The sequence below is a fragment of the Rouxiella sp. WC2420 genome, from assembly GCF_041200025.1.
In the GTDB taxonomy this organism is placed as follows: Bacteria; Pseudomonadota; Gammaproteobacteria; order Enterobacterales; family Enterobacteriaceae; genus Rouxiella.
This window is the reverse complement of sequence record NZ_CP165628.1, coordinates 3,882,858-3,901,387: the sequence shown is the minus strand read 5'-3', so window position 1 is coordinate 3,901,387 and position 18,530 is coordinate 3,882,858. Positions and strand designations below refer to the sequence as shown.

Sequence of the window (18,530 nt, the reverse complement as noted above, 5' to 3'; positions counted from 1 at the left end):
GATGCCAAAATCTTTTTGGTGATAATCAGGGGTTATCAATCAGAGCATGTCTTCATCAATAAAAATGCATCAGCTACGCGCCTTCGTGGCCGTTAGCCGCCAGGGCAGCATTCGTGCCGCAAGCCGATTTTTAAGTTTGTCGCAGCCAGCCTTGACCAAGTCGATAAAAGAGCTGGAAGACAGCCTTGGCGCACAGCTGTTTATCCGCCGGCGTCAAGGGGTAACGTTGACCGAATGCGGTGAGATTTTTTTCAAGCGTGCCAGCCTGATACTCGAGGAATTACGGGTCGCGCAGGACGATATAGCTCAACGTTTGGGCGCCACCAGTGGACAGGTAAATATCGGCATTGGTGCCAGTATCGCGCGGACTATCATGCCTGAGGTGATCGATCGTTTTCATCGCGAGTTCCCTGACGTCAAAGTCAGGATCGCCGAAGGGCAGCTGGTGTCGATGATCCCTGAATTGAGGCAGGGTGAATTGGACTTTACTATCAATACTTATTATCAAAGTGCCTATGATAACGAACTGTTATATGAAAAACTTATGGATAAGGAGTATCGCGTGGTGTGTCGGCGCGGCCATCCGCTTGAAAAGGCGCGCACCATAAAAGAGTTGCTGCACTGTGACTGGACCTTGCCGACGCCGCGTGGCAGCTATTACAAACTACTCGGCGAGATGTTTAGCGAGCTGGAGGTGGAGCCGAAAATCAGCGTGGTCTGTGAAACCTTTATGTCATGCACCAGCCTGCTGGCCAAAACCAATTTTCTGTCGGTGCTGTCGGTTGATATCATCAATGATCCGCTGATGGGGCAGAGTCTGGTTGCACTGGATTTAGATCTGCCATTGCCAAAAGCGACCTTCCACCTTATTCAGAGAAAGGACTCGACGCTGTCGCCGATGGCTGCTCAATTGGCGCAACTATTCCGGCTCTATTGTCGTTAATCAACCTCGGCCCGGTAAAATGGCTATAAATCGTGGTATTAACCGCGTATTCCCTGAGTTTTGGGATTTTTGCCCGTTATGTTAGCGCACAAGACGTTCTACACTTTATCTCAAAGAGAATAAGAAGCGGCTTAATCCTATTGAGGTAACATGCGCCAGTCAGAAATACTCGCCAAAGTCAGCAACGATAAACAGACTCTGATTGCGATGGTCGAACAGGACGATCGCGTCGTTTATCTTTATATTTATGCGCGTGAAGATCTGCGCGATCGTTTCCCAAGGATGCGCGGTTGTTGGGTCAGAAATCTTTCTCCGGCCCCGACACAGGACGATAATCAGGCGCTGGAACAAGGCCTGCCTCCGATGCTCGCCGCACAGTATTGCCGCAGCCTGGAGGCCGAGGCACCGCTGGATCCCGCCGGGATTCAGATTCTATGGAATGAAAGCGATGACGGCGCGGCGCTGTGGTATCACGGGCTGTTGCTGGCGGTGATCCCCGGCTGGAGCCTGTATATCGATCACTCCGTCAGCTATTCGGCTGGCTGTATTCAGCAAAACTCTCTGACTTTTCCGCTGGGCTCCGCTTCAACCAACACCCAGTACGCACTGGCGGATAAAACTCGTCAATTCTGGCGCGATTGGGCACAGGAAGAGCATAATCCGTGGCCGAAAATCCAGCGTAACTTCACAACCTGCTATGAGCAGCGCTTTGGTCCGGCGGTAAAATATTACGCCATCGATCAAGGGACCTGGCCACCGATGGCGATTTCCCAGCATGAGGATGATCACAATTATTATTTCTTTACCCTAGGCATGAGCATTCGACCGATGCCGCAGATTGAGCTGATTTTTAACGACGAAGCCGAGCATCATCGTCGTATCGAGCTGGCGTTTGCGGTAGGCAAGGAATATGTCGATGAAGCCAATGCGGTGCAGATGGCCAGCGCGATGTCTAACTATGCGCAGCTGCCATGGACCACGCTGAGCTGGCTGGGGGAAGGGCATACGCTGCTTTCGCCGGTGGCACCGCTGGGTTATGAGGGGCATGTGATCTCCACCGCGCTTGGCGATTCGCTGGGTAAATTTCAGCTGCCGCGCTGTTATGGTGACCCGGTTAATCTGCTGTGGATTAGCCCGATTGTCGCCACCGAAGTTGAATTTGCCCAAAGCCGCCCTAACGGGGGCAATGAGCTGGTGGCTCTGCTAAGGGAAGCGGGCATCGGGCCTGTTTTCGCACCACGCGCGACGGTGGTTTAAGCCGCGAAACGAAAATTGCAGGACGCCAATGCCTTGCCTGATAGCTGATATTCTGTGAGTCAGCGTTTAGACTTTTTTTTCAAAATCTTCGGCGTCGACGTCATAACCAGACGGTTCCCAACGGATAGCCAGCAGGATAAGAACGCCCACCAGCGGTGCCAGGCCGATCGCCCAAAACACTTTGGTACCCAACGCGGCGGTCAGTACCGGGAACAGAAACAGTGAAGCAGTCGAGCTGACACGCGAAACAACCTGGCTCAGGCCGACACCGGTCCCACGCAGCGAAGTTGGGTAGCTCAGCGAGGCGTAAGTCATTGAGTGTGAACCCGGTCCGATACCCTGACCAAACAGGAACAATGCCAGCATCGAAATTGAGATAGCGGCCTCTGCGCTGTCTGCTGGACGGCCAACCAGCGCCAGGCCAATCATCGCAATCAGCTGGAAGGCGTACCCGACGACAGTCATATTCCATGCGCCAATCTTCGAGACAAAACGTACCGCCAGCAGGCCGCCGACAAATGCGAAGCACAGATTAAGGCCCAGCGAGAACAGAATAGTGCTAATCACCGACTGTTTCAGGAAGGTCGAAAGGATAACCGGCAAGCCAAAAGCCACGGCGTTGTAAGCAAACGGCGAAGCGACGGACATCACGCTGACCAGCAGAGTTCGCTTGAAATAAACGCCTTTCCACAGTTGGCCATAGTTGCTCCATGCCGCTTTGCGCACTGCTGGCTGAGCTTGTTGGTCGGCGTCAGCTGCCACTTCAACGTTGATATTGTATGAACGACGCAGGATAGCGGCAGCGCCTTTCAAATCACCCTGATTGGCGGTCCAAACCGGTGATTCATTCATATAACGATGGCGGATAGCAATGATTAATATTGCCGGAACGGCACCGAAGCCGAGAATCAAACGCCATAACAGGCCGGTATCTTCCGCAGGTAACACGGCATAAAGTAGCAGCACCAACAGGTAGGAAATACTGATTGCGGCATACCAGGTCGGGCACCACATCGCCACCCGCGACGCTTTGTTACCGCGCCCGGAAAGCTTGGAAAACTCGGCCAGGAAGGCCATCGCCACCGGCAGGTCAATGCCTACGCCGACGCCCATCACAAATCGTGAGCCGCCAAGTACCCATTCATTCGGGGCAAAGGCACAGGCCAGCGCGGCGATAACAAAGAAGAACATATCGGCCATAAAGACCCGATAACGACCAATTTTGTCAGTCAGATAGCCGCCAAACAGCGCGCCAACGATTGCGCCAAGTGTAATCGCCGAAGCGACCAGACCGGCACCCGAAGGAGTGAGGCCAAATTGGCGAGTGATGTCTTTCATGCCGAAAGCTAAACCACCGAGATCATAGGCGTCGAGGAAAACGCCACCCAGTGCAATAGCGACGACAATGCGAGCATCGCTGAGTTTGGTTGCGCCCTGATTAACCAGACGAGTGATATCCGACGCAGAACGGATGAGCGTCGGTTGGTCACCGGCGCTTGACGTGTTGTACCCTGATGAGGCGGCGGTAGAAGCCGCAATAGTGTCAGACATTTTTTTAATTACGCTTTTTAATAAAAAAAGCAGTATAGACGTCCAGACAGCCAAGCTTCAAGCGCAAATTAGTTATTGTTCAAAATAAAAAACTTTAAATGTTGCAACCAAAAACAACACCAATTGCCGAAGAGTTACTCCCAAATCAGCACTGCCTTGATTACGTTACCGTTATGAGCATCCTTCACGGCGCGATTGATGTCGTCGAAATCGTAATAAGTTATCAACTGTTCAATGGGGAACCGCCCCTGTTGCCAGTATTCGACAAGTTTGGGGATAAAGTCCTGCGCAACGGAATCTCCCTGGATAACGCTAATAGCTTTACGACCACGGGTAAAAGTTTCCCCGGCTGAACCGGTCAAGCGCACCAGCGTGCCACCTTCTTTCAACACTTCCTGAGCCAACTCGTCGAGATGCCTGATCCCGGTGGTATCAATCACGTAATCAAGATGCGGGCATAAAGTCTCAAGATAGTTTTCCTGATCTGAATTGATGCTTTCAGTCGCTCCCAATCTTACCGCCAGAGCAAGACGGGCTGGGTCGCGATCGACTGCGATAATGGTTTTAGCTCCGGCGATTTTAGCGGCCATAATCGCAGCTAGCCCAACTGCGCCAGTACCCATCACCATTAGGCTCTCACCCGGTTGAACGTTTAAGGTATTTAATACAGTTCCCGCACCGGTTTGCAGACCACATCCCAAAGGGGCCAGCAGGTTAAGCGGCAGGCCAGGATCGACCTTTACCAGATTCTGCTCTGTTACCAGGCAGTAATCTGCAAACGCGGACTGACCAAAAAAATGACCATCAATGCCTTCAGGGTAAGCGCTGCTACCGTCAAGGCGTTGAAAGCCAAAGTTTAACTGTGAGAAATGTTCGCAGTTATAGGGATGATGCTCTTCGCATGGGGAGCATTTACCGCAGGACTGATAAGACAACACCACGTGGTCGCCGGGTTTGACGCGAGTTACCGCGCTGCCGACCTGTTCGACGATGCCAGCGCCTTCGTGTCCCAAAACTGCGCCTTCAGTCATAAATCCCAAATCAGTATGGCAAATACCGCAGGCCACAATTCTCACCCCGACTTCGTATTCAAGCGGGGCTTTGAGCTCGAATTTTCTAAAATTTAAGTGATGATGGCCGTTAACCACAGCGGCGTGAGTGATTCTTGGTTGGGTGATATTGCTCATATCTGCCTCTCTTCACGATTAAAAGCCGCATTATTGCGGCGTGATTATCAATGCGGAACAATTCAGCGAAGTTTTAGTAAAGCTAAGCACTTAAAGTAATTTCACTCCCTGCCAGGCGACTGGTTTTATGGCTGGCACATTTTGTGCTCTCTGCAAAAATTGAACTATCCTTGTAACACCCTCATTTTATGAACAGATTCTGCTTTTTTTACATTGATCTCAGCCGAACTTTACCCAAATAAGAGGAAAAAACATGGCGCGCCCAACAGGAAATGCTCGTTTAAGAAGTATAGCTGCCGCAACGGCGTTGGCCGTGGTAACTACCTTCAGTTTATCCGCTCACGCAGCCGACAGCGTGAAGGTTGGCTCAAAAATCGATACTGAAGGGTCGTTATTGGGAAATATTATTGTTCAGGTACTAGAGGCAAACGGCATCGAGACCACCAATAAACTTCAGTTGGGCAATACCAAAGTGTTGCGCGGGGCAATCACCGCCGGAGAAATTGATATCTACCCGGAATATACCGGCAACGGCGCGTTTTTCTTCTCGGATGAGAAAGATCCCGCGTGGAAAAATGCTCGACAGGGCTATGAGAAAGTCAAAAAGCTCGATTACGATCAGAATAAAATTGTTTGGCTAGACCCATCACCGGCCAACAACACTTGGACTATTGCGGTACGCCAGGATGTTGCCAAAGCCAATCATCTGCAAACTCTGGCCGATCTCGGCAAGTGGATTAACGGCGGCGGAGATTTTAAACTGGCCGCCTCGGCTGAATTTATCGAGCGCCCCGATGCTCTCCCTGCGTTTGAAAACGCCTATGGCTTCAAGTTAAATCAAAACCAGCTGCTGTCGTTGGCCGGTGGTGACACTGCCGTAACGATTAAAGCCGCTGCCGAGAAAACCTCGGGCGTCAATGCGGCAATGGCATACGGCACCGATGGTCCGGTCGCAGCATTAGGTCTGCAAACTTTGCAGGATCCGCAAGGCGTACAGCCGATTTACGCCCCTACGCCGATTATTCGTGAAGCAGTTTTGAAAGAATATCCGCAGATCCCTGCGCTGCTAAAACCAGTATTTGCCTCTCTGGACGGGCCGACGCTGCAAAAACTCAATGCGCAGATTGCCGTAGGTGGTGCCGATGCCAAGAAGGTTGCTGCTAAGTATTTGCAGAGCAAGAATTTTATCAAAAATACTCGTCGTCCTTGAAGCTGCAACATCGTTGGCTGCGCTCATACACCCAAATCACTGACTTGAGTCAGCTCATTGGGATGCATTCACTGGCCGCCTTGTTGCAACGTCAATGACCTAGAGTATTTTCACTGATGGTTCTTGAATCGAATATTTCCATTGGGGGAGTGGCCTTGAAGCTGCAACATCGTTGGCTGCGCTCATACACCTAATCACTGACTTGAGTCAGCTCATTGGGATGCATTTACTGGCCGCCTTGTTGCAACGTCAATGACCTAGAGCATTTGCATGGATGGTTCTTGAATCGAATATTTCCATTGGGGGAGTGGTTTGAGCCGGGTAGTTAAAACCAAGTTAATTAAAAATCGCGTGCTGCTGACGCTGATGGTGCTGCTGATTATTGCCGGGGCGAGTTTAGCTTTCATTACCCATGCGCCGAATCGGCTAATTTCGGGAACAGGTATTCCACTGCAAAACTTGCTGCAAGGGCCTGCGGTGCTGTTGCTGGTGCCTTTGATTTTGCTATTGATAATGTCTTTTATTGCTCCTTCACGACCTGTTTATTTACTGGTTATGTTGCTGGCAGAACTGCTGCTTGCCGCGCTGGTGGCACTGTCAGGCCATGCGGCATTCAAAATGACCGGTGGCGATGAAGACAGTCTGGCGCGAATTTCTTTCGGCGGCGGATTTTGGGCCTGTTGCGCCTTGTCGCTGCTGATTGCCTCGGATGCCATCAGCCGCCTAACCGCTAATCACAGCTGGCGTGTTCTATTAAACCTGCAACTGGTTATTCCGATTGTGTTACTGATGATCACTGGCCAGCTGTCGCAGCTTTCTCTATTAAAAGAGTATGACAACCGATCGGACGTCTTCGATGACGCGCTGTGGCAGCATCTCGGCTTATTGGTTGGCACGCTGATCCCGGCGATTCTGATTGGTCTGCCGCTGGGCATTTTTTGTAGCCGCTCGCCGCGCTGGCAGCCTTCGATCCTTTCAGTATTGAATATTATTCAAACGTTGCCTTCTATTGCGCTATTTGGACTGTTACTGGCACCGCTTGCAGGACTGGCGAAAGCCGTTCCATGGCTGGCGAATCATGGCGTGAGCGGGATAGGCGCGGCACCGGCCATTATCGCCTTGGTGCTTTATTCGCTATTACCACTGGTGCGCAGTGTGATTGCCGGAATGAACTCGGTAGCGCCGAGCGTTATCGAGTCGGCCACGGGCATGGGCCTCAGCCGTTTACAGGTGTTTTATAAAGTACAAATCCCAATTGCCTTGCCGGTTATTTTGTCGGGTATCCGCATTGTGGCGGTGCAAACCGTGGGCATGGCTATGGTGGCAGCACTGATTGGAGCCGGAGGACTGGGGGCTGTCATGTTCCAGGGGTTATTGAGCAGTGCGCTGGATTTGGTATTGCTCGGGGTGATCCCTGTGGTGTTGATGGCGGTAATCATCGATGGAATATTTAAATTTTTAGTCTCAATTCTGGAGACCTCGCGCAGATGATTAATTTTTCTCAAGTCAGCAAACATTTTGCCGGTAAAGCCGTGGTGCAGGATCTCAATTTGCATATTGCCAAAGGTGAGTTCACCGTGCTGATAGGCACTTCCGGCTCGGGCAAATCAACCACGCTGAAAATGATCAACCGCCTGGTGGAACACGATCAGGGGCAGATTACCTTTGCCGATGAGCCTATCGAGAAATTCCGTGCCGAAGATCTGCGCCGCCGGATGGGCTATGCAATTCAGTCGATCGGGCTTTTTCCGCACTGGACGGTAGAGCAGAATATTGCCACCGTGCCGCAATTGTTGAAATGGCCGCAGGCAAAAATTCGCGATCGGGTTACCGAGTTAATGGAGCTGCTGCATCTGGAACCTCAGCAGTTTCGCAAACGTTACCCGCACCAGCTTTCCGGCGGTCAGCAGCAGCGGGTCGGCGTGGCACGTGCTTTGGCCTCTGATCCGGAAGTGTTGTTGATGGACGAACCCTTTGGCGCGCTGGACCCGGTAACCCGAGCGGCGTTACAGCATGAAATTGCCCGTATTCATCAGCTTTCTGGCCGCACTATCGTGCTGGTTACTCATGATATCGACGAGGCGCTAAGCCTGGCCGACCGTATCGTGTTACTCAACGACGGGCAGATCGTGCAACAGGGCACGCCGCTGGAATTGCTAACCCGTCCGGCAACGCCGTTTGTGGCAGACTTTTTTGGCCGCAGCGATAGCGGTATCAAACTGCTTTCCCTTTTCCTGGTCGGGGAGCGAACGCGTAAAGGCGAATTTGCTACAGGTGAACCTGTGCCCGCTGCAATGACCCTACGCGAGGCTTTGTCGGTGTTTATTGCTCGTCATACCCAGCGATTGCCGGTGGTGGATGAGCATCAGCAGCCGCTGGGTGTTTTGCACTTTGATGATCTTTTGAACACGAGGGCCGAATCGTGAGCCACCTTGAGCATCATGCTAAAAAAAAGGGTCGTGCAGTTTGGCTGCGCGCTCTGTGCGACCCTTTGCCGTGGGTGATTTTGGTGTTTCTTGCTCTGATTTTTGGCATGAGTTCATTAGGCTGGTTATTTCACTGGCTGTTCCCGGATCTCGACCGCCCAGTGTATCTGCAAGACAGCTTTGCCCGTCTGGTTTGGGCGCATTTGCTGCTGGTAGGCGCATCAAGCCTGATTGCGGTAGTCATCGGCATGCTGGCGGGGATTGGCGTTACGCGAGCTGCAGGTAAGGAGTTTCGCGCACTGGTTGAAACGCTGGTCGCTATGGGGCAAACCTTTCCGCCGGTAGCCGTCCTGGCCATCGCAGTGCCGGTGATGGGATTCAGTGAAAAGCCGGCGATTATCGCGCTGGTGCTTTATGGCTTGTTACCCATCTTGCAGGGGACCATCGCCGGGATTGAATCGGTTCCCGCTTCGGCCCGTGAAATTGCCCAGGGGGTCGGCATGAGCCGTTGGCAAATCCTGACTCGCGTCGAGTTGCCGCTGGCTGCGCCAGTGATCCTTTCAGGCATTCGCACCTCGGTGATTATCAATATTGGTACCGCCGCAATTGCATCAACGGTCGGTACACAAAGCCTCGGCTCGCCTATTATTATCGGCTTGAGCGGATTTAACACTGCCTATGTTTTACAGGGTGCAATCGTAGTTGCGCTGCTGGCTATTATTGTGGATATGGCTTTTGAGCGCTGGAGCCGTCGTTTGCAAAACTGGCAGCCTCCAGCTCAAGGTTAATTTATTTTAAGTTAACGACTAATCAATTAAGCAACGTGAGATAATTGACTGGATAATAGCAGATCCTGATTTTTCACCGACATAATATGAATCGCATTTAATAAAGTCTGCTGAATTTTTTCTGCAGCAGCAATAATATTATCGCAAGGCGTGACAATATTATTTGGCAGGGAGAAGGATTTTTCTAACAGATCTTTATTTAATGTTTTTAACCTCGGTGCGGGTATCGGTTTGAATAAAGGCTGAGGAGCCGGTAATGGTTGCAGAGAAAGTCGAGGCGCTGGAATCGGTTTGCTGATCTGATTTTTATTACTTGTTTCGATAAGTGCTGGCCTAAATCCTCGTAAAAGCTCAGAATGCTTGTCGGAAGAGGCTAGAGAATCTCTGGGCGTGGTGCCTAGAAATTCGGCTGGAAGTGCTTTTCTCTTGGCTGATGCCAGGCTGTCGGGGCTAATAAAACGTTTTTTTTTATAGTCTGTTCTGATGGCGTTTGGCTTGGGCATTCTGGTAACTTAATTTTTAAGTTCATAACCATTCGCGGGGAAAGCAAGGGTTCCTGAGTTTGTTCAAAATAATTTTTATAATCAAATGACTGTTGGTTGAACACTTTGTTTTGAGTGTTGACGATTCCTTTTAATTTATTAATGATTTCATTTTTATTATTGGGTTTTTGTAATTCCGGCTCTTGGGTTATTGGCCTAATGAAAGTAATTTCCTGAGTCTTCATGATAATATCCATTTTTATATGTCAGAGCGGGAATTGTAGAATAAAAAAAAGAATATTAAAAATACAGTTCTTATATAAATAAATGGAAATACATTTGTGAAACTCATGAAAGGCTCAGGCAACAGAAAATCAGAGAAAATGCCTCGGTTTTACGAGTAAACCCCGCCTGCCGACACGCGCTGGTTGAAACAGCAACACTCAGAGCAGGAGGGGGCAGGTTCAGGAAGCCGTAGAAGATTGCGCCGGGGCGGGAGTAGGCACGCTGGCTGGCATTTTGACAGGTTCTTCAATAACAATGGCATAGCCTGCGACCATCACACCACCGATACCGCCAATGGCCATCAGAACGAACAGGGCGATAAACAGTTTTTTACTCAAAGTTTTCATCTTTTGCCAAGCTTTTTAAAAAATAGACGGTAAGTATAAAACTTTTACCTCGCATCACACAGCCATAATTTGTGCGAAAGCTCCGCAAAAAATACATTTTCACTACATGCTGAAACTTTTCCTTCACTTTTTATCTCATTAGCACGCTTTAACTTGCTCAATACACCAGCAATGGCGTTAACTACTGTCCTCTAGATTTTAAGCTATAAGTAAATTTTATGTCTCGTTCAGCCTTGCGTTCGCTTTTACCGGTTATTGCCGCCATGTTTGCGCTGTATTTCATTTGGGGATCGACCTATCTGGTGATCCGCATCGGGGTAGAAAGCTGGCCGCCGATGATGATGGCCGGGCTGCGCTTCTTTGTCGCCGGAGTCATTATGTTTACTTTCCTGCAGTTGCGCGGCCATAAAGTCCCTTCTATGAAAGAATGGCTGGCGGCGGGATTGATTGGCGTCCTGTTGTTGACCGTGGGTAACGGCCTGGTGACGGTGGCCGAGCATCTTGACGTGCCGTCTGGAATTGCGGCTGTCATGGTGGCGACCGTGCCTTTATTTACGCTGTGCTTTAGCCGAATTTTTGGCATGCCCAATAGCCGACTGGAGTGGACTGGCGTTGCCATCGGCCTGCTGGGCATTGTGTTGCTCAACACCGGCAGCAATCTGAGCGGCAATCCGTGGGGCGCATTGTTGATCCTGCTGGCTTCTTTGAGCTGGGCGTTTGGCTCGGTGCTGTCGGCTCGCGTCAAGCTGCCAAAAGGGTTGATGGCCGGTGCAGCGGAGATGATTATTGCCGGAGTGGTGCTGCTGATTGCCAGTCGTATTAGCGGCGAGCAACTGACGCAAACGCCTTCGCCAGCCGGTTTTGCTGCGCTGGCCTATTTGGTGGTAATGGGGTCAATGATTGCTATCAGCGCCTACATGTTTTTACTCAAAACGGTAAGGCCAGCCATTGCGACCAGCTATGCCTATGTCAATCCTGTCGTGGCGGTTCTGTTAGGCATCGGTTTTGCCGGTGAGTCGCTTTCGCTGGTGGAATGGCTGGCGCTTGGCGTGATCCTTAGCGCTGTATTGCTGGTCACCCTTGGGCGTTTAGTATTCAAACCCAAAACCGCCGGGCTGGAAAAAGTGAAAGTTTAAGATTTAGCCTCCCGCGTTGGCAGGAGGCTGAATTCAAGGCCAGCAGTTGTTTCTGCAAGTATTGCTTTTAAATCTATCCAACTGTTTATCTGGCTACTTTTCTCAATTTATTCTTTTTCAAAGAACAGCGTCACCCTGGCAACTTGAATGCCGAATTTGGTCAGCGAAGTCACGTTCATCAGATGGCGATCGTCTTGCTTGAACAGCCAGTCATCAAAGGTCAGGCGGTAGGTTTTACCGCTGGCCTTGATATCCATCACGTAGTTCCAGTTAAACGCGTTACCCTGTGAATGACCGATCGCGACGCCAATAATATCCCCTGCGGTGCCCTGATAGCTGCCGTCAGCCAGGCGACGAATGTGCCACACTCGGGTCTGCTTCTCGCCGTCGTTGTAGGTAAAGTCTTCGTGCAAGGTTAAGGTATCTGCCACCACGTCTCCGCGAATCTGCACCGAGAAACGTCGTGTCTGTTTATTGCTATAGTCCTGAATCATCCCCCATGCCTGACTGTTGCCCTGAAAATAGCTGAAGATATCCAGCTGCGGCTCAGTGCCTTTGTAGTCATCGATTTTGGCGCTGCAACCGGCAAGTAGCATGGCGATTGCCAGCAGCATATAACGAGTATAAACCTTGAAATTCAGCATGGTAACTCCTGTTTAACGTGCTCCGGTCAGCCCTTTGCGCAGCTGAGGATATTGGGTGGAAGGGGATAACCAGATAGCTAAAAAAGCGTCGCGAAACGAGCGATCAAATCGCGCGCCAATCGGCGAAGGTGAACTCACACCGTCGGCCTGGAAATAAAACTGCCCACCCTGTGAGTCGGCGACAAAAGTGATTTCGTTACCCGATTTAACGTCGGGCCAAATCTTCTGCACTTGCTCAAGCCATTGGTGCTGATTGGCTTCATCGAGCAGTCCCAACGCTTTCCATTGGTCTGATGTGGCTTTGACCAAATCTTTATTACTGATATCGCGCAAATAGCTGATGATCAGCGCCTGTGGCCAGACATTGGGTTGATATTTTCCGGAAGGAGTGCGCAACTGAGAATTATAAACGTCGAAAAACGCCCAGGTTAATTTGGCTGAACCGGTTTGCGGCCAACCGGACCACTGCGCTGCCTGAGCCAAAGGTATAAGGCACAGGCTGGTAGTCAGCAGTAAAACAGAGAGAAAAATCGCTTTCATCATCACCTCTTATTCACGTTGACGGCCAAGCACTGGCAGGCTTATCAGCGGCAGATAGCAGGCCCAGCCCAGCGCCAGCAAGGAAAATACCCACAGCGGTGACGCGACCAGCTGCATTGCATCAAGACGCATCCCGATGTAATAAGCCAAAGGACCGCTCACCGCGCCGAGTGGGATCATCCACGCCCAGCTCAGCGAAATATGGCTGCAAAACCACAGCCACCAGGCGCTAAAGCTCAACCACAGCGCCATCATCCACAGCGGAACCCCGCTGATATCAGTGAAGGCAAATAGCCCGCTGGCACACCACAGCGAATCCATGGCGATCCCCAACAGGCAGGCGATAACTACCCATTTTCGCCTGCGAGACGGGGTAAAAAACAGCATCACCAGCGCGCCGATTACCAGCAAAAGCTCCACGCTCTCCTGGCCCCAAACCGCCAGAGTCCACCACAGGTCGAACCCCAGCGTCAGCAGCCAGAAGCGCAGCGTTTTCATGCACGGCGCTCGGCAACCAGTTGTACGGTGCTGATTGTTCGTGCGCGGAACCCTGCCTCGCAGTAGCACAGGTAAAATACCCACAGCCGACGAAAACGCTCGTCGGTGTACTGGGCATTTTGCATGTTCCAGTATCTCAGAACGCGCTCGCGCCATTCGTGCAGCGTGCGGGCGTAGTCATTGCCAATATCAAACAAATCTCTCACTACCAGCCCGGTATGGCGGGTCATGCTTTCGGTCATTGCATTAATAGACGGCAGAAAGCCGCCCGGAAAAACGTAGCGCTGAATAAAGTCCACATTACGGCTGTAATGTTCATAGCGCTGATCGGCAATAGTGATTGCTTGCAGCGCCATGCGTCCACGGGGTTTAAGCAGAGCATTGCAGCGTTTGAAGAAGGTCGGCAGATAGCGTTTACCCACCGCTTCGATCATTTCTATTGAAACTAATTTGTCGTACTGACCGCGCAGGGCACGATAATCTTCAAATAGCACAGTGACTTGTGTACTCAGACCGGCTTTCTCGATACGCCGGGTGGCAAAATCAAACTGCTCGCGAGAAATAGTGGTTGTAGTTACCTTGCAACCGTATTCCCGCGCGGCAAATTCTGCCATCGCGCCCCATCCGGTGCCAATTTCCAACAGATGATCTTCCGCGCGCAGCTCGAGCTGGTCGCAAAGGCGGCGCATTTTAGCCTGTTGCGCCTCTTCCAGCGTCATATGCGGACCCTGGAACCAGGCTGAGGAATACAGCATGTTTTCATCCAGAAAGCCCTGATAAAAATCATTGCCGAGATCGTAATGGGCAGAGATATTCTTGCGCGCCTGGCTCGGACTGTTGCGACGCAAAAAATGCAACACGCTGTTTACTGGGGAAGTCAGCCAGCTGAAACGCGCCTCGATTTTATCAACCAGCACCAGATTTTCCGCCAACAGTTGCAGCACAACGGTGAGATTAGGCGTAGTCCAGTCGCCGTCGATATAGCTTTCTCCCGCCGCAATACTGCCGCCAAGCAGTACTCTTCGATAGACGCGCAAATCATGAATTTCGATTTGCCCCTGCAAAGGCGCAGTGTCGTCACCGAAAAACATCGGTTCGTTATCAAATTCTTGCAAAGTCAGCCCTGCACCGCGCAATTGCTTCAGCATCCTGAGCAACAGCGTACGCGATCCCTTGCGACGACGGCTGCCCGCGTGTTGGGCAAGTCGCAAATCAGGTGAATTCATGGTCAATCCTTATCAGCGGGAGGATGTGAATAAATTGGCGCGCGTTTTAACCACAATCTCACCGCCTGCCAGTAAATAGTTACTGCGGTTTTAACCGTCATCAAAGGAAAACGCCTAAGCTGCTTACGCAGGTTTTGGCGGGTTAACGGCTGAAAAACCAGTGTCAACGTGGCATCGAACTCCCTTTCCTGGCGGTGGGTTTCAATATGCACACGCAGATGTTTACCCGGTGGGGTCAGCTGCCAGTGATAAATCATGTCCATCGGATTAAAAGGTGAAACGTGAAACGCCTTTTCTGTGGTCTGCGAGCCATCCGGTAGTACGGCGTAGGTATGGCGCTCGTCCCAAGGCGTGTTGCGAACTTCGGCCAGCATCCAGCATAAAACGTCATTTTTATCATAAAGATAGTAAAAATTAACCGGATTAAAGTAGATGCCGAAATAGCGTAGCTGGGTAAGCAACATCACGCGGCCCTCTAAATTGTCGCCAGTCAGCGCCAAAATTCGCTGCTGGGCGGTGGTTTTAATATCACCACCACCCAGATAGTCGCTGCGTTTAAAGGTCGCCGAGGAAAAATGCTCAAGGCTGATCCCGTGTGCAGGCAGCTGATCTATTTCATCGAGGTCGATCAACGCCATAAAAATGCCGTAATCAAAATGGTGGTCGATGGGTTTAAATCGCCGATGGCGCACGCCGCCTACATACAGTGCGCTGTTCATGCCGCGTCCTTTGCCAGCAGCTGGTCTACAACTTCTTCGGCGCTTCTTACGCCATCTTCGTGAAAGCCGTTGTGCCAGTAAGCGCCGCAGAACCAGCTGCGATTATGACCGTTGATCAAACCGCGATTCTGTTGCGCCGCAAAGCTGGCAAGGTTTAATACCGGATGCCAATATTCGGCCTTGAACAGAATTTTGCTTTCATCAATGGGCGTCATCGGGTTTAGCGACACACAGAATGTTTCATCCGATTGGATACCCTGCAAAATGTTCATGTTGTAAGTCACGCTGGCTTTGCGTTCGTTTATCAACGCCGCAGAACTGCTGTTTTTGCCAACCTCCTCCAGGCCCGCTGGCAGGCGATAGTTCCAGCTCGCCCAGGCGCGTCGATGGTTGGGCAAATGATTAATATCGGTATGTAAAATGACATCATTTGACTGATAAGGGATCCCGCCGAGCACCTGTTTTTCGTCATCGGTTGGGAAGGGCAGCAGCCTCAATGCCTGATCGGAATGGCAGGCGAAGATCACTTGATCGAAGGTCTCACTCCCCAGCGTAGACTCAATAGTGACGGCATCCTCAGCGCGGGTTACGGATAATACCGGCGTGTTGGTCAGCAATTTTACGCTAGCGGGCAACTGTTGTTGCATGCGGCGAATATATTCGCGCGAGCCGCCGGGGACCACCATCCACTGTGGCCGATTGGCGACATCCAGCAGGCCGTGATTGTCAAAAAAGCGTAGAAACATCGACAGTGGAAACTTGCTCATATCATCGAGGGATGAGGACCAGATCGCAGCCCCCATCGGCAAGACGTAATGCAAGGCAAAATAGTCGGAAAATCCGTTTTGGTGCAATAAATCTGCCAGCGTCTCTTCCTGACCCTGCGGCTGCTGTAAACGATGCTTGCACAGGGCGTTAAAGCGCAGGATTTCACGAATAAATCGCCAGAATTTGGGTTTGAAAAGGTTGCGGCGCTGGGCAAACAAGGTGTTCAATGTATGGCCGTTATATTCCAGTTTGCTGTCAGGATTGTGGACGGAAAAACTCATTTCCGTCGGTTGCCCGATAATGCCCAGTTGCGCGAGCAGGGCGATAAAGCGCGGATAAGTTTTCTGGTTATAAACAATAAATCCGGTATCAATTGCGTAATCACGCTGGCCGAGTTTGATATCAACTGTTGCGGTGTGTCCGCCTAGTGTTGCATTTGCTTCAAAAACAGTAATTTCGCACGCCGGCTGCCGTTGAGACAGCATCCACGCACTGCTAAGACCTGAAATACCACTGCCGATAATGGCAACTTTCATAGGCGAATCACCTTACCAATCGCTTAGCCAAAAGCCGTAGCAGGCTTTGCGGTAACACTGAAATAAAGCGCAACACCCAGGCGAACAGCGGCGGAAAAGCGATTTCGCTTGCGCCACGCGCTAGACCTTTTCGAATAAATTCGGATGATTTTTCCACGGTTATCATCATTGGCATGGGAAAATCGTTGCTGTCGGTCAACGGTGTTTTTACAAAACCGGGCATGACCAGCGACAGCGCGATACCGCGCGGGGCGAGGTCCAGCGACAGACTGCGACAGAAGTAGGCCAGAGCCGCTTTAGATGCGCCGTAGGCCTCCGCACGCGGCAGCGGGACCAGCGAGGCGGTAGAGCCAACCAGCGCAATACGCGTTCCGGTCGCCATTCCGGGCAGCAGGGCATCAAGGCAATTAATCGGACCCATCAGGTTGGTCGTCATGACTCTCAAGACTTTATCAGCCTCGACCACGCCGTTATCGAGATACTCACAGGTTCCCGCGCAAAGAATCGCAAGATCGGCCTGCACCCATGCCAGCGCCTGACGGGTGTCTTCAAGATTAGTAATATCAAAGGTCAGGATACTAATTTGCTCCGAGGCGGCGGCGAGGGCTTCCAGACGTTCGACATTGCGGCCACAGGCGGTGACTTTCCACCCTTCAGCGGCATAGTCCAGTGCCAGCTGTTTGCCAATGCCCGAGCTTGCGCCAGTGATTAGAACGTGTTTCATGGCGCTAACCTCGACTTGACGGCCCTTACAACACTACCCAACAGCGGAATATGCTCGTAAAGCATTGCGCCCATGTCATAGAAATCACGTTGATAGATCACTCGATTTTCGCTAAAACGCAAATGACTGGTGCCGTCGAGAGTCAACTCCTGGCCCTTTCTTAGCCGTGGATGGGCATAGGTCATCCGCCAGAACAGCACGGCTTCATCATCCTGAGTCAGGGTTTGCTGAATATCGAAACGGCAGTATTCTGTCTGAGCCAGCAACTGCTCGAAATAGTGTTTGAGGGCGGGCAGGCCCTCATGACGGCCAACGGGGTCAACTAACACCGTTTGCGAATGGTAAATATCGGGAAGTTGGGAAAGGCTTGCGGAGTCCATATTGCGATAAAACGCCTTCAGCCCTTCAAGAGTTGCCAAATGGGCTGTGGGGGTCTCAGATGAATAATCAGGTGAGGTATTTATCATGCGGATCTCCTTCCTCTGCAGAATGTGCTGCCGACTCCTCATCCGCAGCGGATTGCAACAGCATGGCTGCGCTACCCAGAAGCTCAACCGGTAAGCCTACCTGCTGCCAGTTAAGATATTTGCTGTAATGCGCACGGGTCATTCGGCCCTCGGCCCACAGCAGAATCCGCTCGGCTTTAACATTTTCAAAATGCGGATCGGCTAAAGGCTCGGGAAGCAAGTCAATGTGTTTACCCTGGTGACTGAGCACGATGGCCTCAAGCCACAGCTCGGTGCGGTCAATTTCTCCCCATCCAGCCAGCAACACTTTAACGCCCGGTTTTTTTCGGGCTGCGGCCATGCTCATCACGGCGTGTTCGATCAGAATGCCATCCAGCACTCCAAGCAGGTAAGAGGTAGAGATATTGGCCGACAGGCGAGTTCTTAATGGCCTTACAACATGATTGATAAGGTTTTCAGCAGGATATTCACGGCCTAGCTCCAGAATAAGCTGGCGTACTTTCTGCGTTTTATCTTCCTGCAGCACTAATAATAATTTTTGTTCAATTTGCACCCAGCCGTTGGCCACCGGGGCTTCATTACCTTCCAATAACGCTTTAACCTGACTGACCTGCACGCCGCGATTTATCCAGCCAATGATTGTGCGAATTGTCTCTAGGTCATTATCGTCAAATAAGCGGTGCCCACCCTCGGTACGCTGAGGTTTAAGCAGGCCGTATCGACGCTGCCATGCGCGCAGTGTTACTGGGTTAATGCCACAAATGCGTGCGACCTCGCCGATGCTGTACAAAGACAT

At 51.3% G+C, this 18,530-nt stretch carries 19 protein-coding genes and 1 pseudogene; 7 read left to right on the top strand and 13 right to left on the bottom strand.

Annotated features, from left to right (window positions below):
• Nucleotides 1-46: 46 nt before the first annotated feature.
• Nucleotides 47-943 carry a LysR family transcriptional regulator gene (locus tag AB3G37_RS18040; protein ID WP_009637663.1) on the top strand — a complete coding sequence of 299 codons (897 nt, stop codon included), beginning with the start codon at nt 47-49 and terminating at the stop codon, nt 941-943.
• A 150-nt stretch (nt 944-1,093) separates the two neighbouring features.
• Complete coding sequence (locus tag AB3G37_RS18035) at nt 1,094-2,200, top strand: suppressor of fused domain protein (protein ID WP_009637664.1); 1,107 nt, start codon at nt 1,094-1,096, stop codon at nt 2,198-2,200.
• Nucleotides 2,201-2,266: 66 nt separating this feature from the next.
• Here AB3G37_RS18035 and AB3G37_RS18030 read toward each other — a convergent pair whose 3' ends face one another.
• Nucleotides 2,267-3,751 carry an MFS transporter gene (locus tag AB3G37_RS18030; protein ID WP_369788686.1) on the bottom strand — a complete coding sequence of 495 codons (1,485 nt, stop codon included), beginning with the start codon at nt 3,749-3,751 and terminating at the stop codon, nt 2,267-2,269.
• A 134-nt stretch (nt 3,752-3,885) separates the two neighbouring features.
• Nucleotides 3,886-4,938, bottom strand: a complete 1,053-nt coding sequence (locus tag AB3G37_RS18025) for an NAD(P)-dependent alcohol dehydrogenase (protein ID WP_369788685.1) — start codon at nt 4,936-4,938, stop codon at nt 3,886-3,888.
• 253 nt (nt 4,939-5,191) lie between these two features.
• Between AB3G37_RS18025 and AB3G37_RS18020 the strand changes: the two genes are divergently transcribed.
• The 4 genes from AB3G37_RS18020 to AB3G37_RS18005 all read left to right on the top strand — a co-directional run bounded on the left by AB3G37_RS18020 (nt 5,192) and on the right by AB3G37_RS18005 (nt 9,362).
• The gene (locus tag AB3G37_RS18020) at nt 5,192-6,148 is read left to right on the top strand and encodes an ABC transporter substrate-binding protein (RefSeq protein ID WP_369788684.1); all 957 of its coding nucleotides are present in this window, start codon (nt 5,192-5,194) and stop codon (nt 6,146-6,148) included.
• Between the two features lie 366 nt (nt 6,149-6,514).
• Nucleotides 6,515-7,639: an ABC transporter permease gene (locus tag AB3G37_RS18015; RefSeq protein WP_369790991.1), complete on the top strand. Its 1,125-nt coding sequence runs from the start codon at nt 6,515-6,517 to the stop codon at nt 7,637-7,639.
• On the top strand, nt 7,636-8,574 hold the full coding sequence (locus AB3G37_RS18010; RefSeq protein ID WP_009637669.1) for an ABC transporter ATP-binding protein: 939 nt from the start codon (nt 7,636-7,638) through the stop codon (nt 8,572-8,574). The genes AB3G37_RS18015 and AB3G37_RS18010 overlap by 4 nt, the downstream gene beginning before the upstream one ends.
• Nucleotides 8,571-9,362, top strand: a complete 792-nt coding sequence (locus tag AB3G37_RS18005; RefSeq protein WP_369788683.1) for an ABC transporter permease — start codon at nt 8,571-8,573, stop codon at nt 9,360-9,362. Before AB3G37_RS18010 ends, AB3G37_RS18005 begins: the two co-directional genes overlap by 4 nt.
• 26 nt (nt 9,363-9,388) lie before the next feature.
• On the opposite strand, the gene AB3G37_RS18000 is transcribed toward AB3G37_RS18005, so the two are convergent.
• Nucleotides 9,389-9,865, bottom strand: coding sequence for a hypothetical protein (locus AB3G37_RS18000; protein ID WP_369788682.1), 477 nt, complete (start codon nt 9,863-9,865; stop codon nt 9,389-9,391).
• Nucleotides 9,866-10,377: 512 nt separating this feature from the next.
• Nucleotides 10,378-10,476 (bottom strand): annotated as a pseudogene (locus AB3G37_RS17995) (hypothetical protein); the annotation flags it as partial.
• A gap of 218 nt (nt 10,477-10,694) precedes the next feature.
• Here AB3G37_RS17995 and yedA point away from each other — a divergent pair.
• Nucleotides 10,695-11,612, top strand: a complete 918-nt coding sequence (yedA, locus tag AB3G37_RS17990) for a drug/metabolite exporter YedA (RefSeq protein ID WP_369788681.1) — start codon at nt 10,695-10,697, stop codon at nt 11,610-11,612.
• A gap of 107 nt (nt 11,613-11,719) precedes the next feature.
• Here the strand turns inward: yedA and AB3G37_RS17985 are convergent, their stop codons facing one another.
• The 9 genes from AB3G37_RS17985 to AB3G37_RS17945 all read right to left on the bottom strand — a co-directional run bounded on the left by AB3G37_RS17985 (nt 11,720) and on the right by AB3G37_RS17945 (nt 18,530).
• On the bottom strand, nt 11,720-12,256 hold the full coding sequence (locus tag AB3G37_RS17985; protein WP_009637674.1) for a DUF3833 domain-containing protein: 537 nt from the start codon (nt 12,254-12,256) through the stop codon (nt 11,720-11,722).
• A gap of 12 nt (nt 12,257-12,268) precedes the next feature.
• The gene (locus tag AB3G37_RS17980) at nt 12,269-12,799 is read right to left on the bottom strand and encodes a hypothetical protein (protein ID WP_369788680.1); all 531 of its coding nucleotides are present in this window, start codon (nt 12,797-12,799) and stop codon (nt 12,269-12,271) included.
• Nucleotides 12,800-12,805: 6 nt separating this feature from the next.
• A complete protein-coding gene (locus AB3G37_RS17975; RefSeq protein WP_369788679.1) occupies nt 12,806-13,294 on the bottom strand; it encodes a DUF2878 domain-containing protein in 489 nt (162 codons plus the stop codon).
• On the bottom strand, nt 13,291-14,442 hold the full coding sequence (locus tag AB3G37_RS17970; protein ID WP_369790990.1) for a class I SAM-dependent methyltransferase: 1,152 nt from the start codon (nt 14,440-14,442) through the stop codon (nt 13,291-13,293). The genes AB3G37_RS17975 and AB3G37_RS17970 overlap by 4 nt, the downstream gene beginning before the upstream one ends.
• A gap of 80 nt (nt 14,443-14,522) precedes the next feature.
• Nucleotides 14,523-15,239, bottom strand: coding sequence for a DUF1365 domain-containing protein (locus tag AB3G37_RS17965; RefSeq protein WP_369788678.1), 717 nt, complete (start codon nt 15,237-15,239; stop codon nt 14,523-14,525).
• Nucleotides 15,236-16,543: an NAD(P)/FAD-dependent oxidoreductase gene (locus AB3G37_RS17960; protein WP_369788677.1), complete on the bottom strand. Its 1,308-nt coding sequence runs from the start codon at nt 16,541-16,543 to the stop codon at nt 15,236-15,238. Before AB3G37_RS17960 ends, AB3G37_RS17965 begins: the two co-directional genes overlap by 4 nt.
• A 7-nt stretch (nt 16,544-16,550) precedes the next feature.
• Nucleotides 16,551-17,267 (bottom strand): SDR family NAD(P)-dependent oxidoreductase, encoded by a 717-nt coding sequence (locus AB3G37_RS17955; protein WP_369788676.1) that lies wholly within the window; start codon nt 17,265-17,267, stop codon nt 16,551-16,553.
• A complete protein-coding gene (locus AB3G37_RS17950; RefSeq protein ID WP_369788675.1) occupies nt 17,264-17,734 on the bottom strand; it encodes a nuclear transport factor 2 family protein in 471 nt (156 codons plus the stop codon). The genes AB3G37_RS17955 and AB3G37_RS17950 overlap by 4 nt, the downstream gene beginning before the upstream one ends.
• Nucleotides 17,715-18,530: a MerR family transcriptional regulator gene (locus tag AB3G37_RS17945; protein WP_369788674.1), complete on the bottom strand. Its 816-nt coding sequence runs from the start codon at nt 18,528-18,530 to the stop codon at nt 17,715-17,717. The genes AB3G37_RS17950 and AB3G37_RS17945 overlap by 20 nt, the downstream gene beginning before the upstream one ends.